The 15,306-nt window shown below is 64.7% G+C and carries 26 protein-coding genes and 1 pseudogene; 25 read left to right on the forward strand and 2 right to left on the reverse strand.

Going from position 1 to position 15,306, the window contains the following annotated elements; genetic code table 11:
• Positions 1-88: 88 nt before the first annotated feature.
• Positions 89-253: a hypothetical protein gene (locus B3D50_RS11760; protein WP_286951363.1), complete on the reverse strand. Its 165-nt coding sequence runs from the start codon at positions 251-253 to the stop codon at positions 89-91.
• A gap of 149 nt (positions 254-402) precedes the next feature.
• Between B3D50_RS11760 and B3D50_RS11765 the strand changes: the two genes are divergently transcribed.
• The 3 genes from B3D50_RS11765 to B3D50_RS11775 all read left to right on the forward strand — a co-directional run bounded on the left by B3D50_RS11765 (position 403) and on the right by B3D50_RS11775 (position 3,501).
• The gene (locus tag B3D50_RS11765) at positions 403-1,560 is read left to right on the forward strand and encodes a GNAT family N-acetyltransferase (RefSeq protein ID WP_286951365.1); all 1,158 of its coding nucleotides are present in this window, start codon (positions 403-405) and stop codon (positions 1,558-1,560) included.
• 25 nt (positions 1,561-1,585) lie between these two features.
• A complete protein-coding gene (locus tag B3D50_RS11770) occupies positions 1,586-2,503 on the forward strand; it encodes a cupin-like domain-containing protein (RefSeq protein ID WP_286951366.1) in 918 nt (305 codons plus the stop codon).
• Between the two features lie 101 nt (positions 2,504-2,604).
• The gene (locus B3D50_RS11775) at positions 2,605-3,501 is read left to right on the forward strand and encodes a GIN domain-containing protein (RefSeq protein WP_286951367.1); all 897 of its coding nucleotides are present in this window, start codon (positions 2,605-2,607) and stop codon (positions 3,499-3,501) included.
• 173 nt (positions 3,502-3,674) lie between these two features.
• Here B3D50_RS11775 and B3D50_RS11780 read toward each other — a convergent pair whose 3' ends face one another.
• Positions 3,675-4,433: an outer membrane protein gene (locus B3D50_RS11780; protein ID WP_286951369.1), complete on the reverse strand. Its 759-nt coding sequence runs from the start codon at positions 4,431-4,433 to the stop codon at positions 3,675-3,677.
• Positions 4,434-5,018: 585 nt separating this feature from the next.
• On the opposite strand from B3D50_RS11780, the gene rpsJ reads away from it, so the two are divergent.
• The 22 genes and pseudogenes from rpsJ to B3D50_RS11890 form a co-directional block, all read left to right on the forward strand.
• Positions 5,019-5,324 carry a 30S ribosomal protein S10 gene (gene rpsJ / locus B3D50_RS11785; RefSeq protein WP_003164367.1) on the forward strand — a complete coding sequence of 102 codons (306 nt, stop codon included), beginning with the start codon at positions 5,019-5,021 and terminating at the stop codon, positions 5,322-5,324.
• Between the two features lie 23 nt (positions 5,325-5,347).
• Entirely contained in the window at positions 5,348-6,091 is a 744-nt protein-coding gene (gene rplC / locus B3D50_RS11790) for a 50S ribosomal protein L3 (protein ID WP_003164368.1), read from the forward strand.
• Positions 6,091-6,729, forward strand: coding sequence for a 50S ribosomal protein L4 (gene rplD, locus B3D50_RS11795; RefSeq protein ID WP_003164369.1), 639 nt, complete (start codon positions 6,091-6,093; stop codon positions 6,727-6,729). The genes rplC and rplD overlap by 1 nt, the downstream gene beginning before the upstream one ends.
• Complete coding sequence (locus tag B3D50_RS11800) at positions 6,729-7,034, forward strand: 50S ribosomal protein L23 (protein WP_003164370.1); 306 nt, start codon at positions 6,729-6,731, stop codon at positions 7,032-7,034. Before rplD ends, B3D50_RS11800 begins: the two co-directional genes overlap by 1 nt.
• 4 nt (positions 7,035-7,038) lie before the next feature.
• Entirely contained in the window at positions 7,039-7,875 is an 837-nt protein-coding gene (gene rplB / locus B3D50_RS11805; protein ID WP_003164371.1) for a 50S ribosomal protein L2, read from the forward strand.
• Positions 7,876-7,877: 2 nt separating this feature from the next.
• The gene (rpsS, locus tag B3D50_RS11810) at positions 7,878-8,156 is read left to right on the forward strand and encodes a 30S ribosomal protein S19 (protein WP_003164372.1); all 279 of its coding nucleotides are present in this window, start codon (positions 7,878-7,880) and stop codon (positions 8,154-8,156) included.
• A 3-nt stretch (positions 8,157-8,159) separates the two neighbouring features.
• Positions 8,160-8,540 carry a 50S ribosomal protein L22 gene (gene rplV / locus B3D50_RS11815; protein ID WP_003164373.1) on the forward strand — a complete coding sequence of 127 codons (381 nt, stop codon included), beginning with the start codon at positions 8,160-8,162 and terminating at the stop codon, positions 8,538-8,540.
• The gene (gene rpsC / locus B3D50_RS11820; protein ID WP_003164374.1) at positions 8,540-9,286 is read left to right on the forward strand and encodes a 30S ribosomal protein S3; all 747 of its coding nucleotides are present in this window, start codon (positions 8,540-8,542) and stop codon (positions 9,284-9,286) included. Before rplV ends, rpsC begins: the two co-directional genes overlap by 1 nt.
• 6 nt (positions 9,287-9,292) lie before the next feature.
• Entirely contained in the window at positions 9,293-9,730 is a 438-nt protein-coding gene (rplP, locus tag B3D50_RS11825; protein WP_003164375.1) for a 50S ribosomal protein L16, read from the forward strand.
• Positions 9,730-9,927: a 50S ribosomal protein L29 gene (gene rpmC, locus B3D50_RS11830; RefSeq protein WP_003164376.1), complete on the forward strand. Its 198-nt coding sequence runs from the start codon at positions 9,730-9,732 to the stop codon at positions 9,925-9,927. The genes rplP and rpmC overlap by 1 nt, the downstream gene beginning before the upstream one ends.
• Positions 9,928-9,937: 10 nt before the next feature.
• Positions 9,938-10,180 carry a 30S ribosomal protein S17 gene (gene rpsQ / locus B3D50_RS11835; protein ID WP_003164377.1) on the forward strand — a complete coding sequence of 81 codons (243 nt, stop codon included), beginning with the start codon at positions 9,938-9,940 and terminating at the stop codon, positions 10,178-10,180.
• Positions 10,181-10,198: 18 nt separating this feature from the next.
• Entirely contained in the window at positions 10,199-10,567 is a 369-nt protein-coding gene (rplN, locus tag B3D50_RS11840; protein ID WP_003164378.1) for a 50S ribosomal protein L14, read from the forward strand.
• Positions 10,568-10,569: 2 nt separating this feature from the next.
• Positions 10,570-10,878: a 50S ribosomal protein L24 gene (rplX, locus tag B3D50_RS11845; protein WP_003164379.1), complete on the forward strand. Its 309-nt coding sequence runs from the start codon at positions 10,570-10,572 to the stop codon at positions 10,876-10,878.
• Positions 10,878-11,435, forward strand: a complete 558-nt coding sequence (rplE, locus tag B3D50_RS11850; protein WP_003164380.1) for a 50S ribosomal protein L5 — start codon at positions 10,878-10,880, stop codon at positions 11,433-11,435. The genes rplX and rplE overlap by 1 nt, the downstream gene beginning before the upstream one ends.
• Positions 11,436-11,454: 19 nt before the next feature.
• Entirely contained in the window at positions 11,455-11,760 is a 306-nt protein-coding gene (gene rpsN, locus B3D50_RS11855) for a 30S ribosomal protein S14 (RefSeq protein ID WP_269300158.1), read from the forward strand.
• 15 nt (positions 11,761-11,775) lie between these two features.
• Positions 11,776-12,174, forward strand: coding sequence for a 30S ribosomal protein S8 (rpsH, locus tag B3D50_RS11860; protein WP_003170021.1), 399 nt, complete (start codon positions 11,776-11,778; stop codon positions 12,172-12,174).
• Between the two features lies 1 nt (position 12,175).
• Positions 12,176-12,709 carry a 50S ribosomal protein L6 gene (gene rplF / locus B3D50_RS11865; RefSeq protein WP_040345018.1) on the forward strand — a complete coding sequence of 178 codons (534 nt, stop codon included), beginning with the start codon at positions 12,176-12,178 and terminating at the stop codon, positions 12,707-12,709.
• Positions 12,710-12,712: 3 nt separating this feature from the next.
• Entirely contained in the window at positions 12,713-13,069 is a 357-nt protein-coding gene (rplR, locus tag B3D50_RS11870) for a 50S ribosomal protein L18 (protein WP_003164382.1), read from the forward strand.
• 13 nt (positions 13,070-13,082) lie between these two features.
• Positions 13,083-13,682, forward strand: a complete 600-nt coding sequence (gene rpsE / locus B3D50_RS11875; protein ID WP_003164383.1) for a 30S ribosomal protein S5 — start codon at positions 13,083-13,085, stop codon at positions 13,680-13,682.
• Between the two features lie 3 nt (positions 13,683-13,685).
• On the forward strand, positions 13,686-13,880 hold the full coding sequence (gene rpmD, locus B3D50_RS11880; RefSeq protein ID WP_003164384.1) for a 50S ribosomal protein L30: 195 nt from the start codon (positions 13,686-13,688) through the stop codon (positions 13,878-13,880).
• A 163-nt stretch (positions 13,881-14,043) separates the two neighbouring features.
• A pseudogene (gene rplO / locus B3D50_RS11885) lies at positions 14,044-14,499 on the forward strand (50S ribosomal protein L15); the annotation flags it as partial.
• A 285-nt stretch (positions 14,500-14,784) separates the two neighbouring features.
• Positions 14,785-15,306 (forward strand): preprotein translocase subunit SecY (locus tag B3D50_RS11890; RefSeq protein ID WP_414632914.1); only part of this gene is annotated, 522 nt, incomplete at its 3' end.

Genomic DNA, 15,306 nt, shown 5'->3' on the forward strand with positions numbered 1-15,306 from the left:
TACCGGCCCCAAGCAGCGCGGAAGCGCGGTAGGCCGCAGTAAAGCGTAACAGAGCGGACCCCGGAGAAATCCGGGGGCAGTTTTGCTTTCAGTGGTTCGGCGTGCCGGTCGCGGGATCGGTTTCCGTGCGACCCGAGTTGCTGCTGCCCTCGGCGCCCTTGGGCTCCGTAGCTGGGCGAGGCGGACTGCCCTCCTTGTCGGGACGCTGGTTCTCGTTCTCGGTTTCGCGGCTCTTGGGGCGTGGTTTCGTCATATGGACCTCCTGAAGGAGTTCAATGCGGTGTGGGCGGCGAAGCTCCGATCTTTTGTGCAAGGCGCCGAACGCTAACCCGGCCTCAAGGGCTTGGCCGTATGAGCGGGCGTTGGAACGGGACTTGCTGGGAACGTTCCGAAGGGAGCGTCATGTCGGGACCACTATCAGTAGAAATCCGCAACCTCGCCGAGCTGTCGGCCGAGGAGGGCGTCCAATGGAACAGGTGGGCGCGTGCGGACCCGGATCTGAGCAGCCCGTATTTCCGTTGGGAGTTCGCACGGACCGCCGGGCCGATCTGTCCCGGTTCGGCTGTCGCCGTCTTCAAACGGGACGGCCGTGTCGTCGGCTACTATCCGCATCAGCGCCGGGGCGGGACGGTTCAGCCTCTTGCCGCGCCCATGAACGACTATCATGGCGTCATCGGTCCGCGTGATGACAAGCCTTCGATGCAGGAGGCGGCGGCCCTGATCGGCGCGCCGCGCTTCGCCGCCGCCGCCTGGATCGGTGAGGCGCCGCAGACGATGCGACGCAATCACAGCGTGGTCTCGGTGGTGCCCGAGGAGGGCGGATTCGACGCCTGGTACGCCCGGCGTCGGAAGGCCTTCCCAAAATATTTCAAAGACAAGGAGCGCTCTCGTCGTGGTCTGGACGGTGCGTTCAGAGCGGTCGAGATCGAGATCGGGCTGCATGACCACGCCCTGCTCAAACGCATGATCATCGAGAAGAGCGAACAGTACCGACGCACGGGACATCACGACATCTTCGCCTGCGGGTGGACGGAACAGGTGCTTCACGCCCTGATGGACTGCCAGGGCGAGGACGGCTTCGGCGCCTCCATGGCTGTGCTGCGCGTGGACGGGCGGGTTGTCGCCATGGAGTATTCCATGCACGCTGGGCGTCATTTCCACCTGTGGTTCCCGGTCTATGAGCAGGAGGTCGCGCGCTGGTCGCCCGGCATCGTGCTGACGCAGGAGACGATCCGGCTGGGCTCGGAACGCGGCTATCGCATCTTCGATTACGGCGTCGGCGTCGGCGGCAACTACAAGAAGTACTACGACGACGGGGGCCTTGTGACCGCCGAAGGCGTTGTGGCTCGACCAGGCGTCGGCAACGCGGTGTGCGCGACGGCCGGCGCGGCCCTGGGCGTGCTCGGTCACGCGCGGGCGGAGCGGCTGCGTCTCAGCACGCGGCGGCGTTGGTCCGTGATCGAGGCGTGTGAGACAAGTCTGGCCGGTCAGGCAGCGGGCGCGCTGCGCGCCGCCGCCGACATGGTCCGGAAACAAAAAGCGGCCGGCTCGGCCGATTGATGAGGAGAGCGGTATGACGGCTTCCATGACGCGCTACGCGGGCCCGATCACCCAGGCCGAGGTCCACCCTCATGCCCTGGTCGCCGACGGGTTCGCCGAGGATCAGGCCCTGGCCGAGGTGCTGGACCGCTATCCGGCCGACCTGTTCGACATCAACCTGTATGATTACGACGACGAGGGGCAGGTCAGCCTGCGGACCGGCGCGCGCGGACGCCTGAACGGCGCCGAACTGCTGGAGGCGATCCAGCAGGGCCGTCTGTGGGTCAATATGCGCAAGGTCGAGCAAGGCTGGCCCGAGTTGTGGCGCGCGGCCATGGTCGACTTCGAGCGGATTCTGGGCGGTTATGGTCTGAAGGCGGCCAGCGCCAGCGGGCAACTGATCCTGTCGTCGCCCAAGGCGCGCGTGCCCTATCATTTCGACGCCGGCGGGGTGGTGCTGTTCCACATGCGCGGGCGCAAACGCCTGTTCGTCTATCCGGGCGACGAAGCCCATCTGCCGGAACGCAGCATGGAGCAGGTCGTCACCCGTCAGACGACCGAAGAGATTCCCTATTGCCGCGCTTTCGAGGACGATGCTCGCATCGTCGACCTTGAGCCGGGACAGGCGCTGACTTGGCCCTTCTATGCGCCGCATCGGGTCGAGAACCTGGATCGGTTCTGCGTCTCCCTGTCGGTGGAGTTCCAGAGCTGGCCGTCGCGCATCCGCAACGGCGCCCTCTACACCAACGCCTTCCTGCGCAGCCGGGGAGGGGAGCCGCGCGCCACGGACCGCATGAGCAAGCCCGAGCTGGCCGCACGGTGGGCCGCGTCGGTGGCGCTGAAGCGCACAGGCCTGATGAAGAGCCGCATCGCCACGTTCGAGCGGGACTTCGAACCTGCTGTCGGCGCGACGGATGGCGCCGCGGCCTTGGCTCCCGATCGTGCAGACGGTTCCGCCGCCTGAGGGGGCCTTAGGTTAAAAGGGGTTCATGACCTCGATTTAAACTGACTTTGCGGGGCGCGGCCCTCAGTTTCTCCTGGACACAGAGACAGGGAGACCCGCTGATGAAACCCGCTGCAATCGCCGCCGCCATGGGAAGCGCGCTGGCTGCATCCGCCGTTCTGGCGTCGCCGGCTATGGCTGAGGACGTGACGATCCGCAACGCGGTGGCGCGCGTCATCGTCATCCCGGAAGACCGTTCCGACGTCGGTGTCGAGATCACGCAGGGCTCGGCCGGCCTGCCGGCGCTTCGCATCGAACGCCGAGGCGCGCAGGTCCGCATCGACGGCGGTCTGGGGCGTGGGCGCGGCATGAGCTTCAACGGCGGTCAGATCGGCTCCTGCAACAACGGTCCCGCAGACGCGCGCCAGCCGGGCGAAGGCGCGACGGTCGAGGTGCGGGGCAAGGGACGAATCCGCATGGAGGACGCTCCTCTGATCGTCCTGCGCACGCCGCGCGACGTCGAGGTCAGCGGCGGCGGCGCCATCTTCGGTTCGGTCGGCCGCGGCGCCCGGTCCGTCGAGCTGGGCAATGGAGGCTGCGGTTCCTGGACGGTGGCCAATGTCGACGGCGACGTGGATCTGTCGGTCGGCGGCTCGGGCTCGATCAGGGCCGGCACGTCGCGCAATCTGGAGGCCGCTGTGGGCGGGTCCGGTTCGGTTTTCGCCGGCGCCACGGGCAAGCTGGACGCCAGCGTAGGCGGTTCGGGCAGCATTGATGTGGCGCGCGTGGACGGCGAGACCAGCATCGCCATCGGCGGATCCGGCGACGTGCGGGTGCGCGGCGGCCGCGCCTCGACCCTGGAGGTCTCGATCGGCGGATCCGGCGACGTAAACTTCGGCGGAACGGCGGGCGACGTCTCGGCGGCTATCGCCGGATCGGGCGACGTGCGTGTGGCCCAGGCCACGGGCGCGGTTTCGCGCTCGATCGTGGGATCAGGGGATCTGCGCATCGGCCGCTGACGCCGACAAGCCCCTGAAGGAGAAGGCCCGGGAGCGTGGAACCCCTCGGGCCTTTTTCGTGCCTGGAGCTTTTTCATGCCTGGAGCCTGAACGGTCCGGTCAAACAAAAACCCCGGCGGATCGCTCCGCCGGGGTTTCGTTGATCCGTGCGGTCCGAAGACCGCGAAGATCGATTAGTTGCCGAACAGGGCGGCCACGCCGTTGTGCGTGCGGCCCAGGTTGGCGCCGGCTTGGTCGCGGGCTTGCAGACCGCCGCCGAAGCTGTAGCGCATGCCGATCTTGAAGACGTTGGCGTCGACGTCCAGGTCCGAGGACTTGACGTAGTCGTAGCCGCCGAAGACCGAGTACGGGGTGTCGGCGAACTGGTACTCAGCAGCCACGCCGGCCGACCAGGCGTCCACGTCGCCGGCACCGATGAAGATGTTGTCGGCGTCGACGTTGGTGTAGGCGGCGCCGCCGCTCAGGCGCAGTTGCGGCGTGGCGTAGAAGGCGGCGTCGCCGGCCACGGTCCAGATGTCGGCGTCAGCCGCGGTGCCGTACGAGACGACGCCCGTCAGAGTGGCGCGGTCCAGGTACTTCTGGCCTTCCAGACCGAAGGTGTTCAGCGTGGTGTTGCCGAATTCCGAAGCGCCGTAGAAGCCGCCGAAGCGCATGTCCTCGATCTTCTTCGACAGGTGCACGGCGCCGGCCAGGGTGGTTTCGTCGCCGGCGTGCTTGACGTCGGTGTAAGCGGCTTCAGCGTTGAAGGTGACGGTCCAGTCGCCGAACACCGACGAAGCGACCGTGCCATCGATGACGCCGCGGTTGACGTCCGTGCCTTCGACGTCGGCGTAGTTGTAGGCGATGCCGACCGAGCCGATGGCGTCTTGAGCGAAGGCGGGAGCGGCGATCAGGGTCGCGGCGGCGACCGAAGCGAGAAAGACGGTTTTCATTTTTTTGTCCTTATATACTGCCGCCGGGACAGCTTGGCCGCTCCGACGATGGGCAACACATAGGTCGCCCTTTTGCCTTTTACCGTTACAAACGTGTCATGAACTCGTCGTCATTGGCTGATGTTGCCCAAAAGAGACGCATTAAGGCATAACTGCGTCAGTATGCGGAGCGCATTGCGGCGGCGCCTTTCTGCGGCGTTCATCTGGCCGCTTTCCCGCCTCAGACCTTAACGGTCGACCCGTGTTATGTTGCATTGCAGCGGGCGAAGAGGGGTGTGGGCGGCGTGAGTCGCAAACCCTGACGGGGCGGGGATTTCCGCGCTTGACGGAAACGGAATCGGTAGGCATAAGCACCCCTCTTGTTGGACCGGCTGTGCACTTTCGGGTGCAGACGCGGTCCGCAGGGACGACCTAAGTTACTGTTCTTTGCAGCTTCTTGGGAACTTACGGCCTTCGCGGGGGACTGCGTGGGCCGCTCGTTTTTGCGGATTTGCGTTTCCTGGGGGCGAGTTATCGCTCTGAGGCTTCGGTCTTTGAAATGGTTCACAGGGACGCGGCTCCGGCCGCATGGGAATAACAACCGATATGGATCAAAGCATCCGCATCAGGCTCAAGGCCTTCGATCATCGCGTCCTCGACTTTTCGACGCGCGAAATCGTTAACACCGCCAAGCGCACGGGCGCGACCGTTCGTGGTCCGATCCCGCTGCCGACCCTGATCGAAAAGTTCACCGTGAACCGCTCGCCGCACGTCGACAAGAAGTCGCGCGAGCAGTTTGAAATCCGCACGCACAAGCGCGTGCTCGACATCGTCGACCCCACCCCGCAGACCGTGGACGCGCTCATGAAGCTCGACCTGTCCGCCGGCGTGGACGTCGAGATCAAGATCTAAGAAAGAAAGAGGCGGGATCCGACATGCGCACGGGCGTGATCGCCAAGAAGCTGGGGATGACCCGCGTGTTCGCCGATGACGGCGCACACGTTCCGGTCACTGTGCTCCAGCTCGACGGCTGCCAAGTCGTCGGCCAACGTACCAAGGAGCGCGACGGCTACGTCGCCCTTCAGCTGGGCGCTGGCGTTAAGAAGGCCAAGAACACGGCCAAGGCTCAACGCGAAGTTTTCGCGAAGGCCGAGGTCGAGCCTAAGGCCTATGTAACCGAGTTCCGCGTGGGTGAAGACGCCCTGCTGGACGTGGGCGCCGAACTGTCGGCCGACCACTTCCTCGCGGGCCAGAAGGTCGACATCCAGGGCCATACCATTGGTAAGGGCTTTGCCGGCGCGATGAAGCGCTGGAACTTCGGTGGTCTGCGCGCCTCGCACGGCGTGTCGATTTCGCACCGTTCGCATGGTTCAACCGGCCAGCGTCAAGATCCGGGCAAGGTCTTCAAGGGCAAGAAGATGGCTGGCCATCTTGGCCAGGAAGTCGTTACGACCCAGAACCTGACCGTCGTCCGCGTCGACGCTGAACGTGGCCTGATCCTGATCAAGGGCGCTGTCCCGGGTCACGACGGCGCCTACGTCAAGATCAGCGACGCCATCAAGAAGGCCCGTCCTGCGGACGCCCCGTTCCCGGGCGCCGTGAAGTCGGCCGCTGCTCAACCCGCTTCGACCCCGGCTGAAGCGCCGGCCGTGGAAGCGACCGAAGGCGGTGAAGCGTAATGAAACTCTCGGTCATCAAACTCGACGGCAAGGCTGCTGGCGACGTTGAGCTGTCGGACGCCGTCTTCGGCATCTCCGACATCCGCGGCGACCTGCTGGCCCGTTACGTCAATTGGCAGCTGGCCAAGCGCCGCGCCGGTACGCACAAGGTTCAAACCCGCAACGAGAACTCTCGTACGGGCAAGAAGATGTACAAGCAGAAGGGCACCGGCGGCGCTCGTCACGGTTCGCGCCGTGCGCCGCAGTTCGTCGGCGGTTCGCGCGCCTTTGGTCCGGTTGTCCGCGACCACGGCTACTCGCTGCCGAAGAAGGTCCGCGCCCTGGCTCTGCGTCACGCCCTGTCGTCCAAGGCCAAGGCCGGCGACCTAGTCGTCGTCGACAGCGTCTCGGTCAAGGAAGCCAAGACGGCCTCGCTGCGCGAGACCTTCGGCAAGCTGGGCTGGACCAAGGCTCTGATCATCGCGGGTCCGGAAGTTGAAACCAACTTCGGCCTGGCCGCGCGCAACATCCCGCACATCGACGTGCTGCCGAACGCCGGCCTGAACGTCTATGACATCCTGCGGGCCGACAAACTGGTGCTGACCAAGGCGGCTGTTGAGGCCATCGAGGCGCGCTTCGCTGAGAAGGAAGCCGCATAATGGCCGCCGCTCAACCCACCGCCAAGCACTACGACACCATCCTGGCTCCGGTGATCACCGAGAAGGCCACGATCCTGTCGGAGCAGAACAAGGTCGTCTTCCGCGTCGCCGGTACGGCGACCAAGGACGAGATCGCTGCCGCGGTCGAAAGCCTGTTCAAAGTCAACGTCCTCAAGGTCAACACCCTGGTTCAAAAGGGCAAGACCAAGCGCTTCCGGGGCATCCTGGGCCGTCGCGTGGACATCAAGAAAGCGATCGTGACGCTGGCCGAAGGTCAGTCGATCGACGTCACGACGGGGCTCTAAGAAGATGGCTCTGAAGCATTACAATCCGACGTCGCCGGGCCGCCGCGCCCTGGTGCTGGTCGACCGTTCCGAGCTGCACAAAGGTCGCCCGGAGAAGTCGCTGACCGAAGGCCTGACCAAGTCGGGCGGTCGTGGTCAGGGCGGTCGCATCGCTGTCCGCTTCCGCGGCGGCGGCGCCAAGAAGCTGTACCGCAAGATCGACTTCAAGCGTCGCAAGTTCGACGTGGTCGGCACGGTTGAGCGTCTGGAATACGACCCCAACCGCACCGCCTTCATCGCCCTGGTTGTCTACCCGGACGGCGAGAAGACCTACATCATCGCGCCTCAGCGCCTTCACGCCGGCGACACCATCGTCGCGGGTGAGAAGGTCGACGTGAAGCCGGGCAACGCCATGCCGCTGCGCTCGATCCCCGTCGGCACCATCATCCACAACGTGGAGATGAAGCCGGGCAAGGGCGCTCAGCTGGCCCGTTCGGCCGGCGCCTACGCTCAACTGGTCGGTCGCGACCAGGGCTACGCTCAGATCCGTCTGGGCTCGGGCGAGCTTCGCATGGTTCTGGACGGCTGCATGGCCGTTGTCGGCGCCGTGTCGAACCCCGAGCACATGAACCAGAACCTGGGCAAGGCAGGCCGCAAGCGTCACATGGGCTGGCGTCCGCACGTCCGCGGCGTCGCCATGAACCCGATCGACCACCCGCATGGTGGTGGTGAAGGCCGGACCTCTGGTGGTCGCACCCCGGTTACGCCGTGGGGCAAGGACACCAAGGGCACCCGTACCCGCAAGAACAAGGCCACGGATAAGTTCATCATCCGTAGCCGTCACGTGAAGAAGGCTCGCTAAGAATGGCCCGCTCCTCCTGGAAAGGCCCGTTTGTCGACGGGTATCTGCTCAAGAAGGCCGACGCCGCTCAATCGTCGGGCCGCAAGGACGTGATCAAGACGTGGTCGCGCCGCTCCACCATCCTGCCGCAGTTCGTCGGTCTGACGTTCGGCGTCCACAACGGCCAGAAGCATGTGCCGGTGTCGGTCTCCGAAGAAATGGTCGGCATGAAGTTCGGCGAGTTCGCCCCGACCCGGAACTTCCCGGGCCACGCGGCGGACAAAAAGGCCAAGAGGAAGTAATCCATGGCCCAGACCAAGAACCCCCGTCGCGTTGAAGCGACCGAGGCCCGCGCCAAGCTGGTCAACGTCCGCATCAGCCCGCAGAAGCTGAACCTGGTGGCCGCGTCGATCCGCGGTCTGCCGGTCCAGAAGGCGCTGAACGAGCTGGAATTCAGCCACAAGCGCATCGCTGGCGATGTCCGCAAGGTTCTGTACTCGGCGATCTCGAACGCCGAGAACAACCACAACCTCGACATCGACAACCTGGTTGTCGCCGAGGCCTTCGTGGGCAAGAACCTGGTGATGAAGCGTTTCGCGAGCCGCGCTCGCGGTCGCTCCTCGCGCATCCTGAAACCCTTTAGCGAGATCACGATCGTGGTCCGTGAAGCCGGCGAGGCTGCCTGATGGGACAGAAAATCAATCCGATCGGTCTGCGCCTCGGCGTGAACCGCACGTGGGACAGCCGCTGGTTCGCCGGCGGCGCTGACTACGCCAAACTGCTCCACCAGGACCTGAAGCTGCGCACGTGGCTGAAGGAACGCCTGTCGGCCGCCGGCGTGTCGCGCATCATCATCGAGCGCCCCCACAAGAAGTGCCGCGTGACGATCTACGCCGCCCGTCCGGGCGTCGTGATCGGCAAGAAGGGCGCTGACATCGAGAAGCTCCGCAAGGACATCTCGGCCCGCACCGAAGGCGAAGTTCACCTGAACATCGTTGAAGTCCGCAAGCCGGAGACCGACGCTCAGCTGATCGCCGAGAACATCGCTCAGCAGCTGGAACGCCGTATCGCGTTCCGCCGCGCCATGAAGCGTTCGATGCAGTCGGCCATGCGCCTGGGCGCCAAGGGCGTCCGCATCAACGTCTCGGGCCGTCTGGGCGGCGCCGAAATCGCTCGTATGGAATGGTACCGCGAAGGTCGCGTGCCGCTTCACACGCTGCGCGCCGACATCGACTACGGCTTCTATGAAGCCAAGACGACCTACGGCATCATCGGCGTGAAGGTCTGGGTGTTTAAGGGTGAAGTGCTCGAGCACGACCCGATGGCCCAGGACAAGCGTTGGGCCCAGGAAGCCTCGGGTCCGTCGTCCAACGAAGGCCGTGAGCGCGGCCCCCGCGGTGATCGCGGTCCGCGCCGTGGTCGTGAGGGCTGATAGGCCATGTTGCAACCGAAAAAGACCAAGTACCGCAAGGCCTTCAAGGGCCGCATCCACGGCTCGTCCAAGGGTGGTTTCTCGCTGAACTTCGGCTCCTACGGTCTGAAGGCCGTCGAGCCGGAGCGCATCACGGCGCGTCAGATCGAAGCGGCTCGCCGCGCGATCACCCGTCAGATGAAGCGTCAGGGCCGCGTCTGGATCCGTATCTTCCCGGACGTGCCGGTCTCCGGCAAGCCGGCGGAAGTGCGGATGGGTAAGGGCAAGGGCGCGGTGGACCATTGGGCCGCTCGCGTGGCCCCGGGCCGCATCATGTTCGAAATCGACGGCGTGCCGGACGACGTGGCTCGTGAAGCGCTGCGCCTCGGCGCCGCCAAGCTGCCGATCCGCACCAAGGTGGTCACCCGCCTGGACGCCGGCATCGTTACGGAGCAAGCCGCCTAATGACCAAGATCGCCGATCTCCGGTCGCAAACCGTCGACCAACTGTCCGACGAGCTGCTGAAGCTCAAGAAGGAACAGTTCAACCTGCGCTTCCAGGCCGCCACCGGCCAAATGGAAAAGACCCACCGGGTCTCGGAAGTGCGCAAGGACATCGCTCGCATCTCGACGCTTCTGCGCGAGAAGCGTGCGGCCTCGTAAGGAAACACCGATGCCCAAACGCATTCTTGAAGGCGTGGTCGTCTCCGACAAGGGCGACAAGACCGTCGTCGTGAAGGTCGAGCGCACCCTGCTGCACCCGCTGCTCCGCAAGACGGTCCGCAAGTCCAAGAACTACCACGCCCACGATGAAGCTAACGCTCTCAAAGTCGGCGATATCGCGCGCATCATCGAATGCGCCCCCAAGTCCAAGTTGAAGCGCTGGGAAATCATTTCCCCGTCTTCGGCTTCGTAAGAAGAAGGATCGGATCCCATGATCCAGATGCAAACTAACCTGGAGGTCGCCGATAACTCGGGCGCCCGCCGGGTCATGTGCATCAAGGTGTTGGGCGGCTCCAAGCGCCGCTACGCCTCGATCGGCGACACCATTGTCGCCTCGGTGAAGGAAGCGATTCCACGCGGCCGCGTGAAGAAGGGCGACGTCGTTCGCGCCATCGTCGTGCGCACCGCCAAGGACATCCAGCGCAAGGACGGCTCTGTCATCCGTTTCGACAAGTCGGCCGCCGTCATCGTCAACAAGCAGAACGAGCCTGTCGGCACCCGTATCTTCGGCCCGGTTCCGCGCGAGCTGCGCGCCAAGAACCACATGAAGATCATTTCGCTGGCTCCGGAGGTTCTGTAACCATGGCCGCCAAGATCAAGAAGGGCGACAACGTCGTCGTCCTGACCGGCAAGGACAAGGGCCGCACCGGCAAGGTGATGCAGGTTCTGCCGACGGAAAACCGCGTCGTCGTGCAAGGCGTCAACATGGTTCAGCGCCACACGCGCCCGACCCAGGCTGACCCGCAAGGCGGCATCAAGCACAAGGAAGCCTCGCTTCACCTGTCGAACGTCGCGATCGTCGACGCCAACGGCAAGGCGACCCGCGTGGGCTTCAAGGTCGAAGGGGACAAGAAGGTCCGCTTCGCCAAGTCGACGGGAGACGTCATCTGATGGCCGACACCAAGTACACGCCGCGTCTCAAGACCGACTATCAGGACCGCATCCGCGGCGTCCTGAAGGAAAAGTTCGGCTACACCAACGAGATGCAGATCCCCAAGCTGGACAAGATCGTCCTGAACATGGGTATCGGTGAAGCTGTCGCCGACTCCAAGAAGGCCAACGCGGCCCTCAAGGATCTGACGGCCATCGCCGGTCAAAAGGCTGTGCCGACCAAGGCTCGTAACTCCATCGCCGGCTTCAAGCTGCGCGAAGGCATGGTCATCGGCGGCAAGGTCACGCTGCGCGGCGCCCAGATGTACGAGTTCCTGGACCGCTTCATCACGATCGCCCTGCCGCGCGTGAAGGACTTCCGAGGCCTGAAGGGCACTTCGTTCGACGGTCGCGGCAACTACGCCACGGGTCTGAAGGAGCACATCGTGTTCCCGGAGATCAACTACGACCAGATCGACCAGATGTGGGGCATGGACATCATTGTCTGCACCACGGCCAAGACCGATGAGGAAGCCAAGGCTCTCCTCACCGAGTTCAAGTTCCCGTTCGTGAACTGATCGGGAAGGGAAGAGAACAATGGCTAAGAAAAGCGCCGTAAACCGCAACGAAGCCGTCAAGGCCCTGGTTGCGAAGTATGCCGCGAAGCGGGAAGCCTTGAAGGCGACCGCTAACGACGAGAGCCTGCCGCTGGAGGAGCGCTTCGACGCGCGCCTGAAGCTGGCCGCCCTGCCGCGTAACTCTGCGCCGACCCGCATTCGCAACCGTTGCGAAGTCACGGGCCGTCCGCGGGCTTACTACCGCAAGCTCAAGATGAGCCGTGTCGCCCTGCGCGAACTCGGCAACCTGGGGCAGATCCCCGGCCTGACGAAGTCGAGCTGGTAAGGGGAGCGAACAGACATGATGATCAACGATCCCCTGAGCGACATGATCGCTCGCATCAAGAACGCGGCCACCCGCAAGCGTTCGTCGGTGCTCACCCCGGCTTCCCGTCTGCGTCAGCGCGTCCTCGACGTGCTGCAGGACGAAGGCTACATCCGCGGTTACTCGCTGGTTCAAAACCCCGGTGAGTTTCCGCAGTTCGAGATCGAGCTGAAGTACTTCGACGGCCAGCCGGTGATCGCTGAGATCGCCCGCGTGTCGAAGCCCGGCCGTCGCGTCTATTCGGCCATCGGCGATCTGAAGCCGGTCAAGAACGGCCTCGGCATCTCGATCCTTTCGACTTCGAAGGGCGTCATGTCCGACGCCGCCGCCCGCGACGCTAACGTCGGCGGCGAAGTCCTCTGCAGGGTCTACTGATATGTCTCGTATCGGCAAGAAAACCATCGCTGTGCCGAAGGGCGTGACCGTCACGCTCAACGGTCAGGACATCACCGTGAAGGGTCCCAAGGGCGAACGCTCCTGGACCGTCGCCGAAGAGATCGAAGTCAAGCAGGAAGGCGACGAACTGTCGCTGACCCCGCGTTCGGACACCCAGCGCGCTCGCGCCATGTGGGGTCTGTCGCGCACCCTGGTCGCCAACATGGTGACCGGCGTGACCGACGGCTTCGAGAAGACCCTGGAACTGGTCGGCGTCGGTTACCGCGCCGCCCTGAAGGGCAAGGATCTCTCGCTGCAGCTCGGCTTCTCGCACGACGTGGACATCGTTCCGCCGGAAGGCATCACCTTCGCCGTGCCGAAGCAGACCGAGATCAAGATCTCGGGCAACGACAAGCAGGCTGTGGGCGAAATCGCCGCCGTCATCCGCAAGATGCGTCCGCCGGAACCCTATAAGGGCAAGGGCGTGCGCTACCAGGGCGAGTTCGTCCGGCGCAAGGAAGGCAAGAAGAAGTAAGTCATGGCTCTCTCTCTTCAACAACAAGCCAAGCGCCGCGCCGAGCGCACCCGTCGTCGCCTCAAAGCGGTGGCCAATGGTCGTCTGCGTCTGTCGGTCTTCCGCTCGGACAAGAACATCTCGGCTCAGATCATCGACGATGCCCAGGGCATCACGGTGGCTTCCGCCTCGTCGCTGGAAGGCGGCAAGGGTTCCAAGGGTTCGGACGTCGCAGCCGCCGCCAAGATTGGCAAGCTGATCGCCGAGCGCGCCATCGAGAAGGGCGTCACGGACGTCGTCTTCGACCGTGGCGGCTACATCTATCACGGCCGGGTCAAGGCGCTGGCGGAAGCCGCGCGCGAAGCCGGTCTGAACTTCTAAGGGAACGGCAAGCATGGCTCGTGAACCCCAACGCGGCGGCGGCGATCGCAACCGTCGCGACAACCGCAACGCTCCCGTTGAAGGTCCGGATTCGGACATCATCGAGAAGCTGGTGCACATCAACCGCGTCGCCGCCACCGTCAAAGGCGGCCGCCGGTTCTCGTTCGCGGCCCTGATGGTCGTCGGCGACGGCAAAGGCCGCGTCGGCTTCGGTCACGGCAAGGCGCGCGAAGTGCCGGAAGCCATCCGTAAGGCGACCGAAGAAGCCAAGAAGACCATGATCAAGGTTCCGCTGCGCGAGAACCGCACCCTGCACCACGACGGCTCGGGCCGTTGGGGCGCCGGCAAGATCATGATGCGCGCTGCCCCTCCGGGCACGGGCGTCATCGCGGGCGGTCCGATGCGTGCGGTCCTCGAAACCCTCGGCGTCCAGGACGTCGTGGGCAAGTCGACCGGCTCGTCGAACCCCTACAACATGATCCGCGCCACCTTCGAAGCTCTGAAGGTTCAGTCGTCGCCGCGCCAGATCGCCTCCAAGCGGGGCAAGAAGGTGTCCGACCTGATGGGCCGCCGCAATGACGGCGCCTCGGCGCCGGAAGCCGTGGAGGGCTGATAGATGGCCAAGACCGAAAACAAGACTGTGACCGTCCGTCAGACGGCGAGCCCGATCCGCCGCAAGTCGGATCAGCGCGCCACCCTGGTGGGCCTGGGTCTCAACCAGATCGGCCGTGAGTCGACCCTGGAAGACACCCCCTCCGTCCGTGGGATGATCGCCAAGGTCGCCCACATGGTGGAAGTGGTCGAGAAGTAAGACGGTTCGCCCTCTCCCGTTCGCGGGGGAGGGCGTTTCGCTTTATGAAGGAAGCATCTTGCGATGCTGACGCGGGTCGCTTAATCAGCGGCCCTTCAATTTATCCAACGCCGAGTCAGGGCCGCCTGGCGGACCTGGCGCTAGAACCCGAAAGGATCAGGCAATGAAGCTGAACGAAATCCGTGACAACGAAGGCGCCGCCAAGAAGCGCATGCGCGTCGGCCGCGGCCCGGGCTCGGGCAAGGGCAAGACCGCCGGTCGCGGCGTCAAGGGTCAGAAGTCGCGTTCGGGCGTCGCCATCGGCGGCTTCGAAGGCGGCCAGATGCCGCTGTACATGCGTATGCCGAAGCGCGGCTTCAACGTGCCGAACGCGCCGAAGCTGGCTGAAGTCAACCTGTGGCGCCTGCAGGAAGCCGTCGACGCCGGCAAGCTGGACGCCAAGGCCGAGATCAACGGCGCGGCCCTGGTCGCCGCCGGCGTGATCCGTCGCGTCAAGGACGGCGTGCGCGTCCTGGGCGAAGGCGAACTGAAGGCCAAGCTGAACCTGGTCGTGTGGTCGGCCTCGTCGGGCGCCGCCAAGGCGATCGAAGCCGCCGGCGGCTCGGTCACCCAGCAGCGCATCGAAGCCGAAGCCAAGGCTGCGGCTCGCCTCGAGAAGCGCAACGCCGCTCGCGGCAAGGCGCCGGAACCCAAGGCTCCGAAGGGCGACGCCAACAAGATCTCGGCTCGCGCCAAGCGCACCGCCGCCAAGGCCTAAAATCCGATATCGTCATCCCGTCGGGGCGCGGCTTTCGCGTCTCCGCCGGGATCGTCCGGACCGGGATGACGATTTTCCGAAAGCGGCCCTCGCAAGAGCGCCGCTTTCCGCCTATCTGACGACGGGCATAGTCGTGGGGACCGCCTGATGGCTTCGGCCGCTGAACAACTTGCTGCCAATATGAACATGGGCTCGTTCGCGAAAGCGACCGAGCTGCACAAGCGCCTGCTGTTCACGCTGGGCGCGCTGCTGGTCTATCGGATCGGCACCTATGTTCCGATCCCTGGGATCAACGGCGAGGCCTTCCTGGCCTTCTTCCAGAATCCGGACGGCCAACGCGGCATCCTGGACATGTTCAACATGTTCTCGGGCGGCGCCGTCGAGCGCATGGCCGTGTTCGCGCTGAACGTCATGCCCTACATCTCGGCGTCGATCATCGTTCAGCTGATGGGCGCGGTGTATCCGCCGTGGGAGAAGCTGAAGAAGGAAGGCGGCGAGTCGGGCCGCAAGCAGCTGAACCAGTACACCCGCTATCTGACGGTGTTCCTGGCCCTGGCCCAGTCCTTCGGCATCGCGGTGGGCCTGAACGCCCAGCCGGGCCTGATCGACCAGCCGGGTCTGTTCTTCATCATTTCGACGGTCACCGTCCTGACCGGCGGCACCATGTTC

The sequence above is a fragment of the Brevundimonas sp. UBA7507 genome (genome assembly GCF_002478355.1).
In the GTDB taxonomy this organism is placed as follows: Bacteria; Pseudomonadota; Alphaproteobacteria; order Caulobacterales; family Caulobacteraceae; genus Brevundimonas; species Brevundimonas diminuta_D.